This window comes from Streptomyces sp. bgisy027, from assembly GCF_057710365.1.
Genome location: NZ_JBYIVZ010000005.1, coordinates 70,650 through 88,655 on the forward strand (window position 1 = coordinate 70,650; position 18,006 = coordinate 88,655).

At 70.3% G+C, this 18,006-nt stretch carries 17 protein-coding genes; 8 read left to right on the forward strand and 9 right to left on the reverse strand.

Annotated elements, in window-relative coordinates; translation table 11 throughout:
• Positions 1-45: 45 nt before the first annotated feature.
• The 3 genes from AC3ETA_RS07020 to AC3ETA_RS07030 form a co-directional block, all read right to left on the reverse strand.
• Positions 46-1,551 carry an AAA family ATPase gene (locus tag AC3ETA_RS07020; RefSeq protein ID WP_432191921.1) on the reverse strand — a complete coding sequence of 502 codons (1,506 nt, stop codon included), beginning with the start codon at positions 1,549-1,551 and terminating at the stop codon, positions 46-48.
• Positions 1,552-2,006: 455 nt separating this feature from the next.
• Positions 2,007-2,909, reverse strand: coding sequence for a hypothetical protein (locus AC3ETA_RS07025; RefSeq protein ID WP_432191922.1), 903 nt, complete (start codon positions 2,907-2,909; stop codon positions 2,007-2,009).
• A 268-nt stretch (positions 2,910-3,177) separates the two neighbouring features.
• Entirely contained in the window at positions 3,178-3,795 is a 618-nt protein-coding gene (locus AC3ETA_RS07030; RefSeq protein ID WP_432191923.1) for an RNA polymerase sigma factor, read from the reverse strand.
• 264 nt (positions 3,796-4,059) lie between these two features.
• Here AC3ETA_RS07030 and AC3ETA_RS07035 point away from each other — a divergent pair, with 264 nt between their 5' ends.
• Positions 4,060-4,950, forward strand: a complete 891-nt coding sequence (locus AC3ETA_RS07035; protein WP_432191924.1) for a septum formation family protein — start codon at positions 4,060-4,062, stop codon at positions 4,948-4,950.
• Between the two features lie 261 nt (positions 4,951-5,211).
• Here the strand turns inward: AC3ETA_RS07035 and AC3ETA_RS07040 are convergent, their stop codons facing one another.
• Positions 5,212-6,306, reverse strand: coding sequence for a DUF4190 domain-containing protein (locus AC3ETA_RS07040; protein WP_432191925.1), 1,095 nt, complete (start codon positions 6,304-6,306; stop codon positions 5,212-5,214).
• Between the two features lie 7 nt (positions 6,307-6,313).
• Positions 6,314-6,454 (reverse strand): hypothetical protein, encoded by a 141-nt coding sequence (locus tag AC3ETA_RS07045; RefSeq protein ID WP_432191926.1) that lies wholly within the window; start codon positions 6,452-6,454, stop codon positions 6,314-6,316.
• Positions 6,455-6,889: 435 nt separating this feature from the next.
• Here AC3ETA_RS07045 and AC3ETA_RS07050 point away from each other — a divergent pair, with 435 nt between their 5' ends.
• Complete coding sequence (locus AC3ETA_RS07050) at positions 6,890-9,523, forward strand: FG-GAP-like repeat-containing protein (RefSeq protein WP_432191927.1); 2,634 nt, start codon at positions 6,890-6,892, stop codon at positions 9,521-9,523.
• Positions 9,524-9,600: 77 nt separating this feature from the next.
• Here the strand turns inward: AC3ETA_RS07050 and AC3ETA_RS07055 are convergent, their stop codons facing one another.
• The gene (locus AC3ETA_RS07055; RefSeq protein ID WP_432191928.1) at positions 9,601-9,984 is read right to left on the reverse strand and encodes a hypothetical protein; all 384 of its coding nucleotides are present in this window, start codon (positions 9,982-9,984) and stop codon (positions 9,601-9,603) included.
• A 167-nt stretch (positions 9,985-10,151) separates the two neighbouring features.
• Here AC3ETA_RS07055 and AC3ETA_RS07060 point away from each other — a divergent pair, with 167 nt between their 5' ends.
• A complete protein-coding gene (locus tag AC3ETA_RS07060) occupies positions 10,152-10,646 on the forward strand; it encodes a DUF1877 family protein (RefSeq protein ID WP_432191929.1) in 495 nt (164 codons plus the stop codon).
• A gap of 10 nt (positions 10,647-10,656) precedes the next feature.
• Here the strand turns inward: AC3ETA_RS07060 and AC3ETA_RS07065 are convergent, their stop codons facing one another.
• From AC3ETA_RS07065 to AC3ETA_RS07075, 3 genes are all read right to left on the reverse strand, one after another.
• Complete coding sequence (locus AC3ETA_RS07065; protein ID WP_432191930.1) at positions 10,657-11,259, reverse strand: hypothetical protein; 603 nt, start codon at positions 11,257-11,259, stop codon at positions 10,657-10,659.
• Between the two features lie 117 nt (positions 11,260-11,376).
• Positions 11,377-11,880, reverse strand: coding sequence for a hypothetical protein (locus AC3ETA_RS07070; RefSeq protein WP_432191931.1), 504 nt, complete (start codon positions 11,878-11,880; stop codon positions 11,377-11,379).
• 85 nt (positions 11,881-11,965) lie between these two features.
• A complete protein-coding gene (locus tag AC3ETA_RS07075; RefSeq protein ID WP_432191932.1) occupies positions 11,966-13,630 on the reverse strand; it encodes a beta-N-acetylhexosaminidase in 1,665 nt (554 codons plus the stop codon).
• Positions 13,631-13,785: 155 nt separating this feature from the next.
• Between AC3ETA_RS07075 and AC3ETA_RS07080 the strand changes: the two genes are divergently transcribed.
• The 5 genes from AC3ETA_RS07080 to AC3ETA_RS07100 all read left to right on the forward strand — a co-directional run bounded on the left by AC3ETA_RS07080 (position 13,786) and on the right by AC3ETA_RS07100 (position 17,972).
• A complete protein-coding gene (locus AC3ETA_RS07080; protein ID WP_432191933.1) occupies positions 13,786-14,382 on the forward strand; it encodes a 2-oxo-4-hydroxy-4-carboxy-5-ureidoimidazoline decarboxylase in 597 nt (198 codons plus the stop codon).
• A 167-nt stretch (positions 14,383-14,549) separates the two neighbouring features.
• Positions 14,550-14,930 carry a succinate dehydrogenase, cytochrome b556 subunit gene (gene sdhC, locus AC3ETA_RS07085; RefSeq protein WP_078504082.1) on the forward strand — a complete coding sequence of 127 codons (381 nt, stop codon included), beginning with the start codon at positions 14,550-14,552 and terminating at the stop codon, positions 14,928-14,930.
• A 9-nt stretch (positions 14,931-14,939) separates the two neighbouring features.
• Positions 14,940-15,434, forward strand: a complete 495-nt coding sequence (locus AC3ETA_RS07090) for a succinate dehydrogenase hydrophobic membrane anchor subunit (protein ID WP_432191934.1) — start codon at positions 14,940-14,942, stop codon at positions 15,432-15,434.
• Positions 15,435-15,456: 22 nt separating this feature from the next.
• Complete coding sequence (gene sdhA / locus AC3ETA_RS07095; RefSeq protein WP_030951273.1) at positions 15,457-17,211, forward strand: succinate dehydrogenase flavoprotein subunit; 1,755 nt, start codon at positions 15,457-15,459, stop codon at positions 17,209-17,211.
• Entirely contained in the window at positions 17,211-17,972 is a 762-nt protein-coding gene (locus AC3ETA_RS07100; protein ID WP_030951271.1) for a succinate dehydrogenase iron-sulfur subunit, read from the forward strand. The genes sdhA and AC3ETA_RS07100 overlap by 1 nt, the downstream gene beginning before the upstream one ends.
• The last annotated feature ends 34 nt before the right edge of the window (positions 17,973-18,006 follow it).

An 18,006-nucleotide genomic window follows, 5' to 3' on the forward strand; every position in this document is an offset into this window, starting at 1 on the left:
TGCCACCCCTTACGCGCCTGGTTCGGAGACTGACCGTTCCTGGATTCAGCCGCTGTAGAGGGTGGACATATCGACCAGGAGGAGGTCGTCACGGCGATCGGTCAAGTCCACCAGGTCCGGGTAGAAGCCGTGCAGGGAGTACAGAGCCAGGGTGGTGGCAGAGGTGTCGTAGCCCTGATCCGCGAGCAGGGCGCGGATATGTTCCAGGCGTTCCAGGTCCCCGGTCCCCCTGCGCGCGGCGGTCGCCTTGGCCTCACCCAGCAGCGCGATCCTCGCCCGGGGAGCCTGCGGACGTTCGCCGGCGGCCAGGGCGATGACATCGACCTCGCGCTTGGTCCGCGCGGCCTGGTCGGCGACCTCGGTGGTACCGACCGGGCCGGGCAGTCCACCGGGCAACAGGGTGTGGGCGTAACGACGGGTGAAGTCGCGGGCCAAGTCCTCGAAGTGCGGCCCCAGAATCTTGGAGTTGAAGGTGGGAGCCGCCTGCTGCCACACCTGCTCGGCGAAACCCTGCTCCACGGCGGCGGCCTGCGGAAGGGTGATGAGCTGGTTGAAGCGGATCACGGGGTCGGCGAGCGTGATGACGGGGTGCTTGGAGCGGAGGATGTCCTGTTCCCGCCGGACGTAGCCGGTGGATTCCAGCACTCCGAGCGGGTGGGCGACGGCGTTGCGCGGGCGCTCCAGGGCAGCACCGATCTTGCTCGGGGTAGTGGCCCCGTTCGCGATCGCGGTGAGGATGTCGTAGTACAGCGTGTGCTGCGTGATCCTAGGGTCCTCGCGCAGCAGGTACTCGGTCTCGGTACGCGAGTACACCGCCCTCCCCGGGTCGAGCAGCGTCCTGGTGAGCCAGGTGTCGAAGCCGTCGTCCGGATGCGGTCGGGCAGCCACCGGCCGGTAGCCAGGGGCTCCGCCCAGGACCGCGTGCACCTTCAGCGCGGTCAGCGGGTCGGCGATCTGCCAGAAGGCCCGGCTGTCCCGGTAGTCGAAGGCGCCCAGCCGTAGATCGACCACGGCGCGTCCCCGCAGCGGCTTGGTCCCCGAGAGCAGTTCGTGCATGACGCTCATCGCGGAGCCGCACAGGATCAGCCGCGGACCCGGTCCGGCGCCAGGTCGGGCACCCCGCTGGCGTTCGTCGTAGAGCTGCTGCAGCAGTCCCGGGATTTCAGGCGAGTGCTGGAGCAGATACGGCAACTCGTCGATCACCAGGAGTGGGTGCGCCGAACGGGCGGTCACGTCAAGGGCGTTGGACAGGACGTCACGCCAGTCGGTCAGGCGCAGGCTCCCCGGCCGCAGGCCGGCGTGGGTGGCGACCGCGTCACTGAACCGCTGGATCGCGGGCAGCCGCCCCTCCTCCCGGACCGCTGTGACGTACAGGCCGCCGACCTGCTCAGACAGGGCCTGGAGAAGGTACGACTTCCCATGCCGCCGCCGCCCGGAGACGATGCCGAGCCGCATCGCCGGGTCCGGATCAATGAGGAATTCCATGAGTAGATCCCACTCCCGGTCCCGGTCGACCACGTCGTCCGGCTTGGCCAGCAGGCTCTTCGTCACTCGCGCTCCTACACCTCGACCACAACGAATTACGTCTAAGTCTACTTCGACATATTCCGTCGTACTAGAATTCACCATGAACCGGCCTCGCGCTACGGGGTCGTCCCCACGGCCCTCAGGGACCGACCCGACAATTGGTCACGTGACCAACGCGTGACCAGTAGCAGTCAGGAACGGCCAGAAACACCTAGATGAGGGCCGATCTAGACAGGAAGCAGGAACTAGCACCTGGACAGCAAAGCGCCTGTTCAGAGGCCCTTCATACTTCTGCCCGGCCAAGGGTGGCGGCCCCGGCCGTTGCCTCGGTACGTGCCCCGGGGGACGTCGAAATCACCCCGAACGGGCGACAGCGCACATATCGGGCGGGAGTCCTGCCGCAGTCGGCAGCCCGGAATCCAGAGCCCGGGGCCCTGAGTGGCTCGCCCAGAGCCCAGGGCCCTGAGTGGCTCGCGGAGTCAGTCCTTCTTCTCGGCGGTCCTGCCGGAGTTCGTGTTCCCGCTCTCACCAGGAGCCTGTCCGTTGCCGGTGACGGGGCCCGGGTCGGCCTTGCCGGTCGGCTCGGCGGTCTTCCCTGCCGGCTCGGTGGGCTTCTCCGCCGGCTCGGTGGGCTTCCCGGTCGGCTCGGTGGGCTTCCCGGTCGGTCCGTTCTTCGCCGCCGCCAGTTGCTCCGCGCAGTAGGCGGCCACCTTGTCCGCGCCGCCCGCCGCCGTGACGAGCCGCTGCCAGGCCGTGGCGTCCAGGGCCTTGCCGTTGTCCTCGACCTGTTCGTAGGCGCGGCACTTGGCCTCGGTGTCCTGGGCGGTGATGGGGTGGTCGGGCTTCGCGGATCCGGCGCCGGACGCCGCGGAGGGCTCGGCGGCCGGCCGGTCGGAGGCGCTGCTGGACCGGGTCGGGGTGCCCTTGCCGTCGGCGGCGTCGTCCGAGAACCCGGCCGTGCCGATCGCGGCGAACGCCGCCCCGCCGAGAGTGAGGCTCGCGACGAGCACGGAGAGCGTGGTCTTCACCGAGAACGCCGGCCACCGCTGCTCGCGGGGCCGCCAGTCGTCGCGGCGCCGGGTGCGGGCCCGGTGCGCGCCCGAGTCCCGGGCCGCCCGGAACGCGGCCACGGCCCGCCGCTCGCCGTCGGCGTCCAGGCGGTGCCCGCGCAGCACGGCGGCCGACAGGAGAGCTTCGAGGGCCGCGTCGTCGAACGCCACGTCCGTGGCGGAGGCGGGTCCGGAGCCATGACGGGGGTCGTGGCCGGAGCCATGGCGGGGGTCGTGGCCGGGGCCATGACCCGAGCCGTGCCCGGAAGTGAGGGCACCAGGGTGCGCACGCCGACGGCCGAGGGCCCCACCGCCGTTCTGCTGTTCACCCATGTCCGTTTTCCGTCCCTGTCCGACTCAACTCGATCGGCCCTCGGAGCGTGCGCGTCGCGCACGTCCCGTCGGGCCCATATGGCTCTTCGGCCCATGTAGTCGCGATGACCCATGCGGCCTACGTAATCAATGTGACAGCTGTGACTTACGAGTCCGTAGAGCCTGTACGTACGTCAGGCCCCGTACGACTCACGCGCCCGTTCGTCGACCGGTCGGCGACGGTTGTCCGGCAGGACAGCGGCCCTGCCGTCGTCGTCGCCCTCACTGTTCATTTCGATTCCCCCAGCGTCCGGGGGCCGTCATCCGTCACACCTTGGACGCCCAGCTGCTTGGCCAGACGCTTCAGTCCCCGGTACGCGGCCGTGCGGACCGCCCCCGGGCGCTTGCCCAGAACGCGTGCCGCGGACGGGGCGTCGAGGCCGACGACCACCCGCAGCAGCACCGCCTCGGCCTGGTCCCGCGGCAGCCCGCCGACCAGCTCCAGGGCGGCTTCGGTCGACATCGACTCCAGCGCCTGGTCGTGCGTGCTGTGCGGACCGGGCAGCTCCAGTACGTCCTGCTCCAGGGCCGACGACCGGGGCCGCACCTTCTGCCGGCGCAGGTGGTCCAGCGCCCGGTGCCGGGCGATGGTCGCGGTCCAGCCCCGGAACCCGGCCCCGTCGCCCTTGAACCGCCCGAGGTCGCGGGCGATCTCCAGCCAGGCGTCGGACGCCACGTCCTCCGCGTCGTCCCCCACCAGCCCGCCCAGATACCCGAGCAGAGCGGGTTGCACGAGCCGGTAGGCGACCGCGAACGCGGCCTCGTCACCCTCCTGGGCCCGTGCGACGGCCGCGCCCAATTCCCCGTCGTGCGCGCGCCCGCGGCGGGGTTCCCCTCCCTGGCCCAAGAACTGTCCTCGTCCGTACCGGTTCGTGGCGGATCCGCACCGCGCGGCGCGGCCACCCTTGCCCACGTCCCTCCACGCACAACAGCGCCCGGCCCCACAGAAGTGTCACAGGGGCCGTCCGGGAGCGGCCGGTCCACAACCCTTGCGAGCCGTCGCGAGTCAGAGACGCCGTGATGAGGCAAGGGCCTTCGCACAGCCATGCCACCGGCATGGCATACGATGCGGCGCGCCCCCATAAAGATCACTTAAGAGGATGTACACGCCATGGCAATCGCTGCCCCTTATCGTTCCCTTCGCGGCATATCTGCCGTGGTTGCCTTGCTCGCGGTCGGTGCGGTGGGGTGCTCGGACGTCTCGGACGCCGTCGACAGCGCCACGGACGGCGCCAAGAAGGTGGCCCGCCAGCGCTCGGTGTACTCGCTGGACGTCGGGGACTGCTACAACCCGAACAGCAAGGGCGAGGGCACCGCCTACACCGTCGAGATCGTGCCGTGCGCCGAGGCCCACGAAGGCCAGGTCGCCGGTGAGTTCTCGGTCACCGGGGAGAAGGCGTACCCCGGCGACGAGGCGATCTCGGCGATCGCCGACAAGCGGTGCCCGGTCGAGGCCGGCAAGTTCGCCCCGGACACCTGGGCACTCCCCAAGGGCGTCGCGATCTTCTACTACACGCCGACCAAGGAGAGCTGGGCGACGGGCGACCGTGCCGTCAGCTGCACCTACACCAAGGAGTCGGGCACCTACACGGGCGAGCTGAACCCCGACGTCAAGTCGCTGAAGCCGGAGCAGAAGACGTACCTCACGGGCTCGAACGGGGTCTACGACGCCCTGTGGGCCACCCAGCCCGAGAAGGACACCGTCGAGGAGGACCTGCCCGGCTACAAGGCGCAGGCCAAGGCCGTCGCCGACGCCCTGGACACGCACCTCAAGGGCCTGAAGGGCATCGACGGCACCGAGGTCGGCAAGCTGCGCGACCAGCTGACGAAGACGGCCGCCTCCTGGCGGAAGGCCGCGAACGCGGGCGACGCCGACGCGTTCTACATCGCCTACGACTCCGCCTTCACCGGCATCGACCCCGGCAAGACGGTCGCCGCCCGCAAGGAGCTGGCCCTGGCCACCACCGTGCCGGCCGACGACGCCGAGGTCTGGGCCGGCTGATGCCCTCCTGACCGCGTGTGGCCACGTCCGCCGAGGACGTGGCCACACCTCCCCTCCGGCCGGCCGGACTCCAGGTGTCCTGCCGGGAACGCGGCGGCCCCTGCCACCTGCGGCCGGTAACGGCCGAGGCCGCCGCGCGGAGCGCGTGCTCCGCCCTCCTGCGGGAAGCGCGGATCCAGCCGTCCTCCGCGGAATCGCACATCGGCACACGACCGCCGCCCCGTTCCCGGCCGGTGGCTCTCGAAGCGGCCGCCGAAGCGCTCAGGCGGGCCGGCCGGCCGTCTCGAGCCCCAGCAGAGCGCGTGCCCGGCCGAGATGCTCGACCCCGTTGTGCTGGTCCACGGACCGCAGGTGCCTGAGGAAGGTGTCGGCGTCCGGCGCCTCGGACGCCTGGCGCCAGAACGGCAGGCCCCTGTCGAGTTCCGCCGCGAGTTGCCCGACCGGCTCCTTCGCCCCGGGCAGTTCGGCGGCCCGGAGCAGCCGTACCGTCTCGGCCTGCGCCTTTGCCATCCGGCCTGCCCAGGCCCTGGCACCGGCGAGGTCCTGTCGCGGGCTGCGCGCCGGGCGCAGGATGGCTTCGGTGTTCAGCGGCTTCATCGCCGACAGGAAGGCCAACTGCTCGGGGTCCAGATCGGACGCGTCCCGCCGGACAGAGGTGTCGAGTTCGGTGCGGTCCGGACGCGCCACCCAGCACAGCACGCCACGCCGGCCGGCGTCCCAGTCGCGCTGCCCGGGATGGAAGTAGTAGCTCTGCAGACGCCCGAAGGCCTGGGGGTCCATCGAGTAGTCGAGGAAGAGCTTTCCGCACCGCGTCCGGGCCGTCGACATGATCGCGTCGCGGCCCGGGAACCCGCTCTCCCCGGAGAGCGTGAAGCCGGCGTACGCCTCACCCCGGTGCGGCTCCTCGCACGGGACCAGTTCCACGCCCGCGTCACCGAGCGGCGGGGATTCCCCGTCCGGCAACCACGACCCCGGGTTGAAGCAGTCCCCGACCTCGATCGAGGAGAACGAGGTCCAGCCCCGCTGCGCGACCTCGCCCGCGTCGCTCCGGGCGGGCGGCGTCCAGACCCGGAAGTCGACCACCGTGAAGGCCAGGCCGGCCAGCAGGAGAACCGCACCGGAGACAGAGATCCCGGCAACCGCGAGGCCCTTCCCCCGCTCCCCCTTCCTGGAAATCTGCACCAATGCGACAACACCGAATATCAGCCCCAGCGGAGCCAGGCAGAGCAGTGCCGTGACCAGCGCGGTGACCGCGAAGGGATTCAGCGCCGGAGGCGGCGGCGGGGGGTTCGGATGCCACTGATTCACCGGATCCGACGGCTGATACGAATACGACGGCGGCGGGGGAACTGACACCGGAGCATCAGCCCTGACGAGCGGTGCTGCCGGGACGAAGCCCGGCGCCCGCGAGGATCGTGGAACCGGCGAGGGCGAAAAGAGCCCGCACCTCGCAGCCCAGCACTACGAACATGACTCCGAACCAGGCACGCGTCATCGCGACCACTTACCTCGGACTCCTTTCGGGGAGGTCGTGGCGGGGGGACCTGCGCGAGGACCCCGCTGCCACTGCTTACGTGCCCAGCCCGTACGCGGCAACGACCCGCCGCGGACACCCGAGGTGTTGTAGCACCCGAGGTCGTCACCGAGGAAGCAGATCGCCATCGGCCGCACCAGAGCGTGATCGGCGTCACTTCACGTTGAGGTGCAGTGACGTTTGCGCGGTGCAAAACGCTTGGTGAAGCAGGCCATCTTCGTGACTGATGCGCCTCGCGTGACTTCTTTCCGGTCTTCCTTCGGCCCTCCAGGGCCTTCTATTGGGGTGGGATTCATCTTGAGTCGTACTCGACGTGCACGTCGTACGTCGCACGCGTACCGACCATTGAGCCTGAAACGCAGAGCTTGGCTGACGCTCGGTGCGGTGGTTCTCGGGGGTGGGGGCGTGGCGACGTACGCCCTGGCCGGGCAGCCCGAGGATCCGGGCGCGGCGGGCCGGGCCAAGCGGCCCGTGAAGGTCTATGACCTCGCGCTGAAGGGAAGCGGCAGCCGGGAGCGGGAGCTGCCGCGCACCAGCACGCAGCAGTTCTCGCTGCTGGGCGTCTCGTGGAGCGGGGCCACGAAGGAGATCGACGGCACCGCGCAGGTGCGCACCCGCAGCCTGGAGACCGGCGAGTGGAGCGCCTGGCAGGACCTGGAGGTGGACGCGGATCCGCCGGAGAGCGTGGAGCCGGGTATGCGCGGCGCCTCGGAGCCGCGGTGGGTGGGCCCGTCCGACGGTGTCGAGGTCCAGGTCGTCCGCGAGGACGGCACGGCGAGTGCGGGGCTGCCGACGGGGCTCCAGGTCAACCTCGTCGACCCCGGCGTGGTGACCACCGCCGAGACCAAGTCCACCGGCACCGAGTTCGAGCCGGCCGCGTTCGCCGCGGAGACCGACCCCGCCGCCACGCCGACCGACCCGGTCACCGTCACTCCCACGGACACCGCGACCGGGACGCCCACGTCGGAGCCGACCACGACGGAGCCGGCCACGACGCCGACGGACACCGCGTCGCCCTCCGACTCGGCCTCCCCGACGGACTCGGCCACCGCGTCCCCGTCGCCGACGGCGACCGTGCCGACCGCCCCGCCGTCCACCGTCACCCAGCCGCCCATCACCACCCGGGCGCAGTGGGGCGCCGACGAGTCGAGGGTGGAGGACCCGCCCACGTACCTGGACAAGGTGCAGGCCGTGTTCGTGCACCACACCGTCGGCTCCAACAGCTACAGCTGCGCCCAGTCGGCGTCGCTGGTGCGCGGCATCATGGCCTACCACACCGATGTCAACGGCTGGAACGACCTCGGCTACAACTTCCTGGTCGACAAGTGCGGCCAGGTCTTCGAGGGCCGCGCCGGCGGCACCGACCTGCCCGTCATGGGCGCGCACACCTACGGCTTCAACAGCTACTCCGCCGGCATCGCCATCCTCGGCGACTTCCAGGGCGATGCCGCCCAGGGCATCGCTCCGGCCCGCCCGACCCGGGCCACACTGGAGTCGGTGGCCCGTGTCGCCGCCTGGAAGCTGGGCCAGTACGGCGTCAGCCCGACCGGCAAGGTCACGCTGACCGCGGCCGGCGACACCGGGGTGTGGAACGAGGGCGAGGAAGCCACCCTCAACACCATCTCCGGCCACCGCGACGGCTACGCCACCGAGTGTCCGGGTGACGCCATGTACGCCAAGCTCGCCGAGATCCGCCGCTACGCCGCGAGCCCCGGCGCCAACTCCGCGATCCCGACCGCGGACTTCAACCGCGACGGCGTGGGCGACCTGGTCGCCGGCACACCCCGGGCGCTGAGCAGCGGCGGCACGGCGACCGTCGTACCGGGCAACACGGAGGGGCCGGACGCCACGCTCAAGCGCTCCCTCACGCAGAGCAGCCCCGGAGTCCCGGGCGGCCACGAGTCCTACGACTACTTCGGCACCGCGACCGCCTGGGGCGACATCAACGGCGACGGCTACGCCGACCTCGCCATCGGGGCGCCCGGCGAGAACTGGGGCAGCACCAAGGACCGCGGCGCGATCACCGTCCTGTACGGCCCCGGCCTGGACTCCGGGTACAACTACACCACCTCGGGCGTGACCCGGACCGGCGCCAAGCTGGGCGCGGCCGTCACGGTCGGCGACTTCGACGCCGACGGCAAGGCCGACGTCTTCGCCGCCGGCACCGGCAACAGCGGCAGCTGGAACGTCCGTCTGACCGGCGGCGCCACCCAGTACGGCAAGCTCACCGGCGCCTCCGGGTCCCTGGCGTACCTCGACGCCGCCACCGGCGACTTCAACCGCGACGGCTACGCCGACGTGGCCCTCAACTACCGCGACCAGTCCGGCACCGGCCGCGTCACCTGGTTCAAGGGCACCGCCTCCGGCCTGGCCAAGGTCAGCGTCCTGTCCGTCAAGGGCGGCCGCTCCATCGCCGTGGGCGACGTCAACGGCAACGGCTACGACGACCTCGCCATCGGCCAGCCGTACACCGCCGAGTCCGGCGCCTTCAAGGGCGGCCAGGTCACCGTGGTCCCCGGCACGTCGACCGGCTTCACCACCACCGGCATGCGCACCGTCCACCAGGACACCAGCGGCGTCCCCGGTACCGCCGAGGCCGGCGACGCCACCGGCGCCTCCGTCTCCGTCGGCGACTACAACGACGACGGCTACGCCGACGTCCTGGCCGGCATGCCGGGCGAGGACATCACCCGCAGCGGCGTCAACCGGTCCAACGCGGGCATGGCCGTGCTGCTCAAGGGCACCTCGTCCGGTCCGACCGGCTCCGGCGCCCAGGGGTACAGCCAGGACCGCAGCGGCATCGCCGGGGTGACCGAGTCGAACGACAGGTTCGGCTCCGCCGTCGTCCTGCAGGACCTCTCCGGCTGGGGCCGCGCGGACCTCGCCATCGGTGTGGAGGGCGAGGACAGCTACAACGGCGTCATCCTCCAGCTGGACAGCGGCAGCTCCGGCATCGACACCGGCAGCGGCGTGTACTACGGCAGAAGCGCCCTGGGCACCCCGACCGGCGCCCGCCTCGGCCAGACGCTCACCCCGTAACCCACGGGCAGCACGAACCCGGCCGGGACCCCGCCCGTTCACGGGGTCCCGGCCGGGTCGTGTCCGGGTGCGGCCGCCTACGGCCGCACGGCGTCCCGGCACAGCAGCCGCAGCGACCCGTCGCCCGCGAAACACCGCCGTGCCTCGTCGATCGGGTCCCACATCCGCCCGTCGGGCGTACGGATCCAGTGGTCGCCGCCGGACGTCCACCACTCGGCACCGGCCTGACGGGCGATCACCTCCCCGGCGTACGCGCCGAATCCGCGCAGCGTGTTCTCCACGGCGGCGTACGGCGTGCCCTCGCAACGCAGGCTCTCGATCATCCGGTCGACCCGCCACAGACTCTGCTGCGAGTAGTCGAGCCGCAGCCGCGCCCCCTCGCGCATCGTCGCCACCGCGTCCGCCGCCCACCGCACCGGCTTGGTGGCGGCTGCGGGCCTGGTCTCCGTTTGAGTCGTCACATCCTGGAGAGCGTGTGCCTCCTGCGATTCGTCACCCGGATCCGCCGGATTCCCCGGACCGGCGCAGGACCGCCCCACCTCGCTCCGAAGACAGTCACAGGACTCCCCCAGGGAATCGGGTTTGCACGGGAGTGACGCTTCGCCGCTCCCGTGCGCTCCAGTCACTGATGAGCATGTACTTCCATCTGCGCGCGGTACCGCCCCCGGCACTGCGCAACAGCGCCCCCTGGTTCCAGCGTCTGTTCGAGGACGACTGGGACATCGTGCGGGAGCGGATCGGCCGCCATCGCGAGGAAGTGCTCGACAAGCTGTACGGCGACGTCGAACTCCTCTACTGCGGCCTCCCCCCGAACCACGCGCCGGAAGGCCCCCGCACCAACGTGGTGCTCGGCGGCCGGCCGGTCTTCCACAACGACCCGGCCCTGCCGCCGTTCCTGCTGCTCACCGCGTCACAGGTGGGCAGGGTCGCCGGATACCTCAAGGGCACCGACTTCGACGGCCTGTGGCGCGACGCCCGCCCGCGACTGCTGCGGCCGTACGGCATGCCGGAGACGGAGCCCGAGGTGCGCGGCATGTTCGCGGCGACGCACCGCGACCTGACCGCCTTCTACGAGCAGACCGCCCAGTACGGGGACGCGGTGGTGAAGTGGCTGGTGGTCTGAGAGCGCCGGGTCAGCCGCGTGTCCGGGCCCGCCGCGACACGACGGCGCGCAGCACCCGCCGCCCCTCCGTCGACACCTCCAGCGCCCGGCGCAGACCGCCGGCGCCATGACCGGCGAGGAGTTCCAGGACGCTGACCTGCCGGCGCAGTTCGGCGGCGACGAGCGGCGACATGCCCTGCGGCCGGCCCGCGCCGGACGCCCGGACCGAGTCGAGGGCCTCGGCCGGCGCCTCGGCGGAGGCGGTGTCGTCCTCGGCGGGGTCGAGCAGCCGGTGTATCTGGAGCGAGGCGACGGAGCACGCGTCGGCCCAGATCCGCGCCTCGGCGGCGGACCGTACCGCGGGAGCTGCGGCCAGCATCCGCCGGGCGAGCAGCGCGGCCTCGTCCTCGATGTCGGTGTCGTCCACGACCTCCGCGGCGCCCAGCTTCCCGCGCACCTGCTCCAGCAGCTCGCCCCACTCGGCGGGGTCCCCGCCGCTCGCGAGATTCGCCCACAGCGGGCGCAGGGCCTCGTCGTCCCCGCCGAGCAACGGCACGCAGCGATCCAAACAAGCCAACCCGGAGGCGGCCAGTCCGCGTTCGTCGGCCTGAGCGATCAGTTCCACCAGGCTCATCCACGCCTCCCATAGCGGGTCGATTAAGAGGGTCGGGGTCCCCGCACAGGCCCCTGGCAGGCACCGTCCTTAACGGAGCCCGCACCTCCCCTTACTGCGTGCGACGACCCGGGAGTGTCACAGCGGCACGACACCGAGCCGGTCGAGCAGCCGAAAGAACAGGTTTTCGGCCAAGGGATCCGCCTCGGCGGTGAGTACGTCGACCACCGACTCGGCGTTCACCTCGTGCCCGGCCTCGGCGGCCCAGGCGACGGCCCGTTCGGCGGCGTCACCGGGTTCGAGGAAGTAGTCCTCCAGCGTCAGTCCCTCGTCCGAGGCGCCGATGTACCCGGCCATGACGGCGCGCGCGAGACAGGTCGTCCACGCCCCGCTCTCCGGCGCCGCCGCCTCCACGACCACCGACGCGCTGTCCATGACGTAACCGAAGAGCGCGGGTGCCCCGGTCTCGCGGGCGAGGTCGTTCATGTTGCCGACCTCGCCGTCCCCGCTCGGGTACTCCCACACCTGCCAGCCGTCCGGCGCCTCGGCGCGTAACGCCATCCCCTCGGCGCCGGCCAGCGCGTCCAGCTCCGCCAGCGGCCGCGCCCCGCGACCCACGACGAAGTACCCCCAGTAGCCCATCCCGTTCCCCCTGGCTGATCGGTTCGGCTCGGGCCGAATACACCACAGTCGTACAGGGATTCGCAGGCATATGGGTCAATCCGGCTCAGTCCAGCCGGTCGGCGAGCGCCCTGAACTCGGCCCAGGTCGATCGGGGCTTGCCCGGGTCCCACAGCTTCTGCACCGTCGCCCGCAGCGGCATCCGGATCCCGGCCGCCACCTGGGCCTCAGTCTGCGAGTTCGCCAGGTCGCACCAGACCGCGAAGGACCCGCCGAGGATCTGCGGGTCGTACTTGGCGGGCACCGCCGTCGTCCCCCGCAGGACCCGCGGCGTCCACTGCTGGTAGATCCGCTCGCCGGTCGGGTAGACGAAGGTCTGCGGCTCCCCGAGCACGTAGTACAGGAACTCGTCGTTGTAGTTGATGACCTTCCGCCCGGTGCTCAGGTACGCGAGCGGCTCCCGGGCCCCGATCTCCTTGCCCGTCCAGTACGCCACCTGGATCTGCTTGTCCGGCTGGACGGAGGTGTCCCGGAAGAACCCGTCGTTCCACGCCCGTGGTGTGCGGCCATCGGCGCGGACGGTGTCGGAGCGGCCGTTGAGCCATCCGGTGGCGAGGTCGGCGACGGTGGCGCCGGAGCCGTAGGCCTTCCGGGCGGCACTGGCGAGCTGCGGATAGGACGCCTGGGGATCGGAGACGACCAGCGCCTGGTACTCGTCCGCGCCGAGGTGCCACTGATTGCCGGGGAAGAGGCCGGCGTACTCGTTCAGCAGGTCGTCGACGATCTTCGCGGACTCGGGCTTGGAGATGTCGATGGCGCCCCGGGTCGCGACCCCGTTGACATTGCGCAGCTGGAGATCGGGGTGCGCGGCGATGACGGCTCCCAGATGCCCCGGTGAGTCGATCTCGGGCACGATCTGGATGTGCCGGCTCTGAGCCAGCTTGACGATCTTCCGCACCTGCGCCTTGGTCAGATGCTGCCGGGACACGATCTCGGGGTGCGACTCGGACTCGATGCGGAAGCCCTGGTCGTCGGAGAAGTGCAGCCCCAGCTGGTTGTACTTCAGGTCGCCGAGCTCGCGCACCCGGTCCTCGATCCAGCCCGCGGTGAAGTACTTGCGGGCGATGTCGAGCATGAACCCGCGCACCGGCTTGGCGGGCGTGTCGCGCACGACGCCCTCCGGCGCCGTACCGCCGTCGTGCACCTCCTGCTTGAGCGTCCGGGTCCCGTAGAAGACCCCGGCCTCGCCGGGCCCGCTGATCGCGACCCGCCCGCCGCGCACGGTCATCGTGTACGACTCCGGGTTCGCCCCCTCGTCGTCGCCGAGCGCGAGCCGTACGTCCCCGGCGCGCACGTCGTTCTTCTGCCCGGCGTACGTCAGCCCCAGCTCACCGGCGATGAGCCGCCCCTCGTCGGCGAGCTCCTTGTCGCTCACCACGACCCGCTTGTTCTCGGCGGGACGCCAGCCGGGCCCACGGGCCGCGGTGTGGGAGCGCACGGCCGGGATCGTCCGTGGCGCTTCCGAGAGCGGATACGACCGGGTGGGCGAGGGCGTCGGAGCGGCGCCGACACCGGAGTCCGCGCCCTCGGAGGTCCCCGGCGCGGACCGTCCCTGTTCGGATCCGGCCGACCCTCCGTCGCCGCCCGAGGCCAGGAGACCGAGGCTCACTCCGGCCGCGACCGTCACGACGACCACCGCGACGATCAGGACCCATGTCTGCTTCAGCGCCTTCTTGGGCCGTGCCCGGCGCCTGTGCCTGTGCTGACTCACGGCGCCAACCTAGGGCCTGTGAAGATCCACAACCGTCCACCACACGTTCCGAAACTCTCCCGTTCGGCTGAAATTCGGGCATCCGTCGGACACCTCATGCCCACACTCGATAGCGTGGCGCCACTCCTCCCCCAAGATCCCCTGCCGAAACCCACGTGACGCCCACACACCTTCCCGGCCGAGTGGCCATACCGGCTCTGCCCGAGCAGACCCGCACTCCACCGTCGCAGAACGCGCTGGAGCGCTTCAACGCCACACCCGCCGACGAGGTCCGGCAGACCCTTCTGACCTGCCTGCACAGCCCTCGCTGGGCCGACCGCATCACGGACCACCGCCCGTACCCCGACGCCGAGTCCCTGCTGGCCGCGTCCGACGAGGCGGCCTACGACCTGACGCCGGCGGATCTGGCACAGGCACTGGCGGGGGAAACGTTGCCCGCCCTGCCGGAGGGCGCCTACTCGGCGGCCCACACGGCACTGAGCGCCGCATACGCCGCGTACGAGGCCAAATTCGGTCATACCTTTATCATCTGCCTGGACGGCCTGTCGCACACGGAGGCCCTGGACCATGTTCTGGCAGGCATCCGGTCACGTTTGGCAAACGATCCGGAGGAAGAGCGGGTGTCGGCGGCAGAGGAACTTCGGCGCCTGGCAAGGGGGCGATTGGCCAACGCCCTGAGGGGCGCGGGGAACGGCGCGACCAGCCACCGCGGCGCCGCACCCGGGATCGACCCGCACATCCCACCCCATTAGCCGCCAATACCCCATCCGCGTGCCAGTTTGATCACACCGCCAGACCCCGGCGCGGCCCAGCGGCAGCGGATGGCTACGATGCTGGGGGCCGGTGGACCGTACCCGGCCGGGCCCGACCGACAGCACAAGCCGGCGCGGCCCCAATCCCCGCTCCCGGAGGAACTTCCGTGCCGGCTGGAACGCTGTACCGCGGCCGGGAAGGAATGTGGTCCTGGGTGGCTCACCGAGTCACCGGCGTCCTCATTTTCTTCTTCCTGTTCGTTCACGTGCTGGACACCGCTCTCGTGCGTGTCTCCCCCGAGGACTACGACAAGGTCGTAGCCACGTACAAGACGCCGATCGTCGCGCTGCTGGAGTACGGCCTCGTCGCCGCCATCCTGTTCCACGCGCTCAACGGCCTGCGTGTCATCGCTGTCGACTTCTGGTCGAAGGGTCCGCGCTACCAGAAGCAGATGCTCTGGTCCGTCGTCGGCCTGTGGCTGGTGCTGATGCTCGGGGCGATCTACCCCGTTCTCGGCCACGCCGCTCGTGAACTGTTCGGGAGCTGACGCGCACTCATGTCAAACAACACAGTCGCCACCGAGAAGACCGCCACCGGTATCGGCCCGGTCGAGGGCGAGTCCCTCTACAACGTCGACAACCCGGCCCCGTACATCGAGGCCCCGCGCAAGCGCACGAAGAAGACCCCGAAGTCCACCCGGGGCAACTTCGAGATGGCCGCGTGGCTGTTCATGCGCCTGTCCGGCGTCGTCCTTGTCGTCCTGGTCATCGGGCACCTGCTGATTCAGCTCGTACTGGACGGCGGCGTCTCCAAGATCGGCTTCGCCTTCGTGGCCGGCCGCTGGGCGTCCCCGTTCTGGCAGGTCTGGGACCTGCTGATGCTGTGGCTCGCCATGCTGCACGGCGCCAACGGCCTGCGCACGGTCATCAACGACTACGCGGAGCGCGCGAACACCCGGCTGTGGCTGAAGGGCCTGCTCTACACCGCCACGGTGTTCACCATCCTGCTGGGCACGCTGGTGATCTTCACCTTCGACCCGAACATCCGCTAGGCACGGGGCTGAGGCAACCACCATGAAGATCCACAAGTACGACACCGTCATCGTCGGCGCCGGTGGCGCGGGCATGCGCGCGGCCATCGAGTCCACGAAGCGCAGCCGCACCGCCGTGCTGACCAAGCTGTACCCCACCCGCTCCCACACGGGCGCCGCGCAGGGCGGCATGGCCGCCGCGCTCGCCAACGTGGAGGAGGACAACTGGGAGTGGCACACCTTCGACACGGTCAAGGGCGGTGACTACCTCGTCGACCAGGACGCCGCCGAGATCCTGGCGAAGGAGGCCATCGACTCGGTCCTCGACCTGGAGAAGATGGGCCTGCCGTTCAACCGCACCCCGAACGGCACGATCGACCAGCGCCGCTTCGGCGGTCACAGCCGTAACCACGGCGAGGCCCCGGTGCGCCGGTCCTGCTACGCGGCGGACCGCACCGGCCACATGATCCTCCAGACGCTGTACCAGAACTGCGTGAAGGAGGGCGTGGAGTTCTTCAACGAGTTCTACGTCCTGGACCAGCTGATCACCGAGGTCGACGGCGTCAAGAAGTCGGCCGGTGTCGTGGCGTACGAGCTGGCCACCGGCGAGATCCACGTCTTCCAGGCGAAGGCGGTCATCTACGCCTCCGGCGGCACCGGCAAGTTCTTCAAGGTGACGTCGAACGCACACACGCTGACCGGTGACGGCCAGGCCGCCGTGTACCGCCGGGGCCTGCCGCTGGAGGACATGGAGTTCTTCCAGTTCCACCCGACCGGCATCTGGCGCATGGGCATCCTGCTGACGGAGGGCGCCCGCGGTGAGGGCGGCATCCTCCGCAACAAGGACGGCGAGCGCTTCATGGAGAAGTACGCGCCGGTCATGAAGGACCTCGCGTCCCGTGACGTCGTCTCGCGCTCCATCTACACGGAGATCCGTGAGGGCCGCGGCTGCGGTCCCGAGGGCGACCACGTCTACCTCGACCTCACGCACCTCCCGCCGGAGCAGCTGGACGCCAAGCTGCCCGACATCACGGAGTTCGCGCGGACGTACCTCGGCATCGAGCCGTACACGGACCCGATCCCGATCCAGCCCACCGCGCACTACGCCATGGGCGGCATCCCGACGAACGTCGAGGGTGAGGTCCTCTCGGACAACACCACGGTGGTCCCGGGCCTGTACGCGGCCGGCGAGGTCGCCTGTGTGTCGGTGCACGGCGCCAACCGGCTCGGCACGAACTCCCTGCTGGACATCAACGTGTTCGGCCGCCGTGCGGGTATCGCCGCCGCCGAGTACAGCCAGAAGGCGGACTTCGTCGAGCTGCCGGAGAACCCGGCGGAGCTCGTGGTCGACCAGGTGGAGCGGCTGCGCTCGTCCACCGGCACCGAGCGGGTGGCCGCCATCCGCAAGGAGCTCCAGGAGACCATGGACGCCAACGTCATGGTGTTCCGTACGGAGCAGACGATCAAGACGGCGGTCGAGAAGATCGCGGAGCTGCGCGAGCGCTACAAGAACGTCGCGATCCAGGACAAGGGCAAGCGGTTCAACACGGACCTGCTGGAGGCCGTCGAGCTGGGCAACCTGCTGGACCTGGCCGAGGTCATGGCCGTGTCCGCCCTGGCCCGCAAGGAATCCCGCGGCGGTCACTACCGCGAGGACTACCCGAACCGCGACGACGTCAACTTCATGCGCCACACCATGGCGTACCGCGAGGTGGGCGACGACGGCACGGAGTCCATTCGTCTCGACTACAAGCCGGTCGTCCAGACCCGCTACCAGCCGATGGAGCGTAAGTACTGATGGCAACCCCCGTCATGGACAAGGTCGAGGCGGAGTCCGCGGCCTCCCCGTACATCACGGTCACCTTCCGGGTCCGCCGCTTCAACCCGGAGGTCTCCGCCGAGGCCGTGTGGGAAGACTTCGAGCTGGAGATCGACCCCAAGGAGCGCGTCCTCGACGGCCTCCACAAGATCAAGTGGGACGTCGACGGCACGCTGACCTTCCGCCGCTCCTGCGCGCACGGCATCTGCGGCTCGGACGCGATGAGGATCAACGGCAAGAACCGTCTTGCCTGCAAGACCCTCATCAAGGACATCAACCCCGAGAAGCCGATCACGGTCGAGCCCATCAAGGGCCTGACGGTCCTGAAGGACCTCGTGGTCGACATGGAGCCGTTCTTCCAGGCGTACCGCGACGTGATGCCCTTCCTCATCACGAAGGACACCAACGAGCCGACGCGCGAGCGTCTCCAGACGGCCGAGGACCGCGAGCGCTTCGACGACACGACGAAGTGCATCCTGTGCGCCGCCTGCACCTCCTCGTGCCCGGTCTTCTGGAACGACGGCCAGTACTTCGGTCCGGCCGCCATCGTCAACGCGCACCGCTTCATCTTCGACTCGCGTGACGAGGCGGGGGAGCAGCGCCTGGAGATCCTCAACGACAAGGACGGCGTCTGGCGCTGCCGCACGACCTTCAACTGCACGGACGCCTGCCCGCGCGGCATCGAGGTCACGAAGGCGATCGCCGAGGTCAAGAAGGCCCTGATCACGCGCCGCTTCTGACCTTCCCGGCCACACCGCCTCGGGGCCCTGTTTC

Bases quoted from the DNA above. Each gene is read 5' to 3' on its own strand.
- AC3ETA_RS07025 (WP_432191922.1), bottom strand. From the start codon at position 2,909: ATGGGTGAACAGCAGAACGGCGGTGGGGCCCTCGGCCGTCGGCGTGCG.
- AC3ETA_RS07035 (WP_432191924.1), top strand. From the start codon at position 4,060: ATGGCAATCGCTGCCCCTTATCGTTCCCTTCGCGGCATATCTGCCGTG.
- AC3ETA_RS07060 (WP_432191929.1), top strand. From the start codon at position 10,152: ATGAGCATGTACTTCCATCTGCGCGCGGTACCGCCCCCGGCACTGCGC.
- AC3ETA_RS07065 (WP_432191930.1), bottom strand. From the start codon at position 11,259: ATGAGCCTGGTGGAACTGATCGCTCAGGCCGACGAACGCGGACTGGCC.
- AC3ETA_RS07070 (WP_432191931.1), bottom strand. From the start codon at position 11,880: ATGGGCTACTGGGGGTACTTCGTCGTGGGTCGCGGGGCGCGGCCGCTG.
- AC3ETA_RS07090 (WP_432191934.1), top strand. From the start codon at position 14,940: ATGTCAAACAACACAGTCGCCACCGAGAAGACCGCCACCGGTATCGGC.
- sdhA (WP_030951273.1), top strand. From the start codon at position 15,457: ATGAAGATCCACAAGTACGACACCGTCATCGTCGGCGCCGGTGGCGCG.
- AC3ETA_RS07100 (WP_030951271.1), top strand. From the start codon at position 17,211: ATGGCAACCCCCGTCATGGACAAGGTCGAGGCGGAGTCCGCGGCCTCC.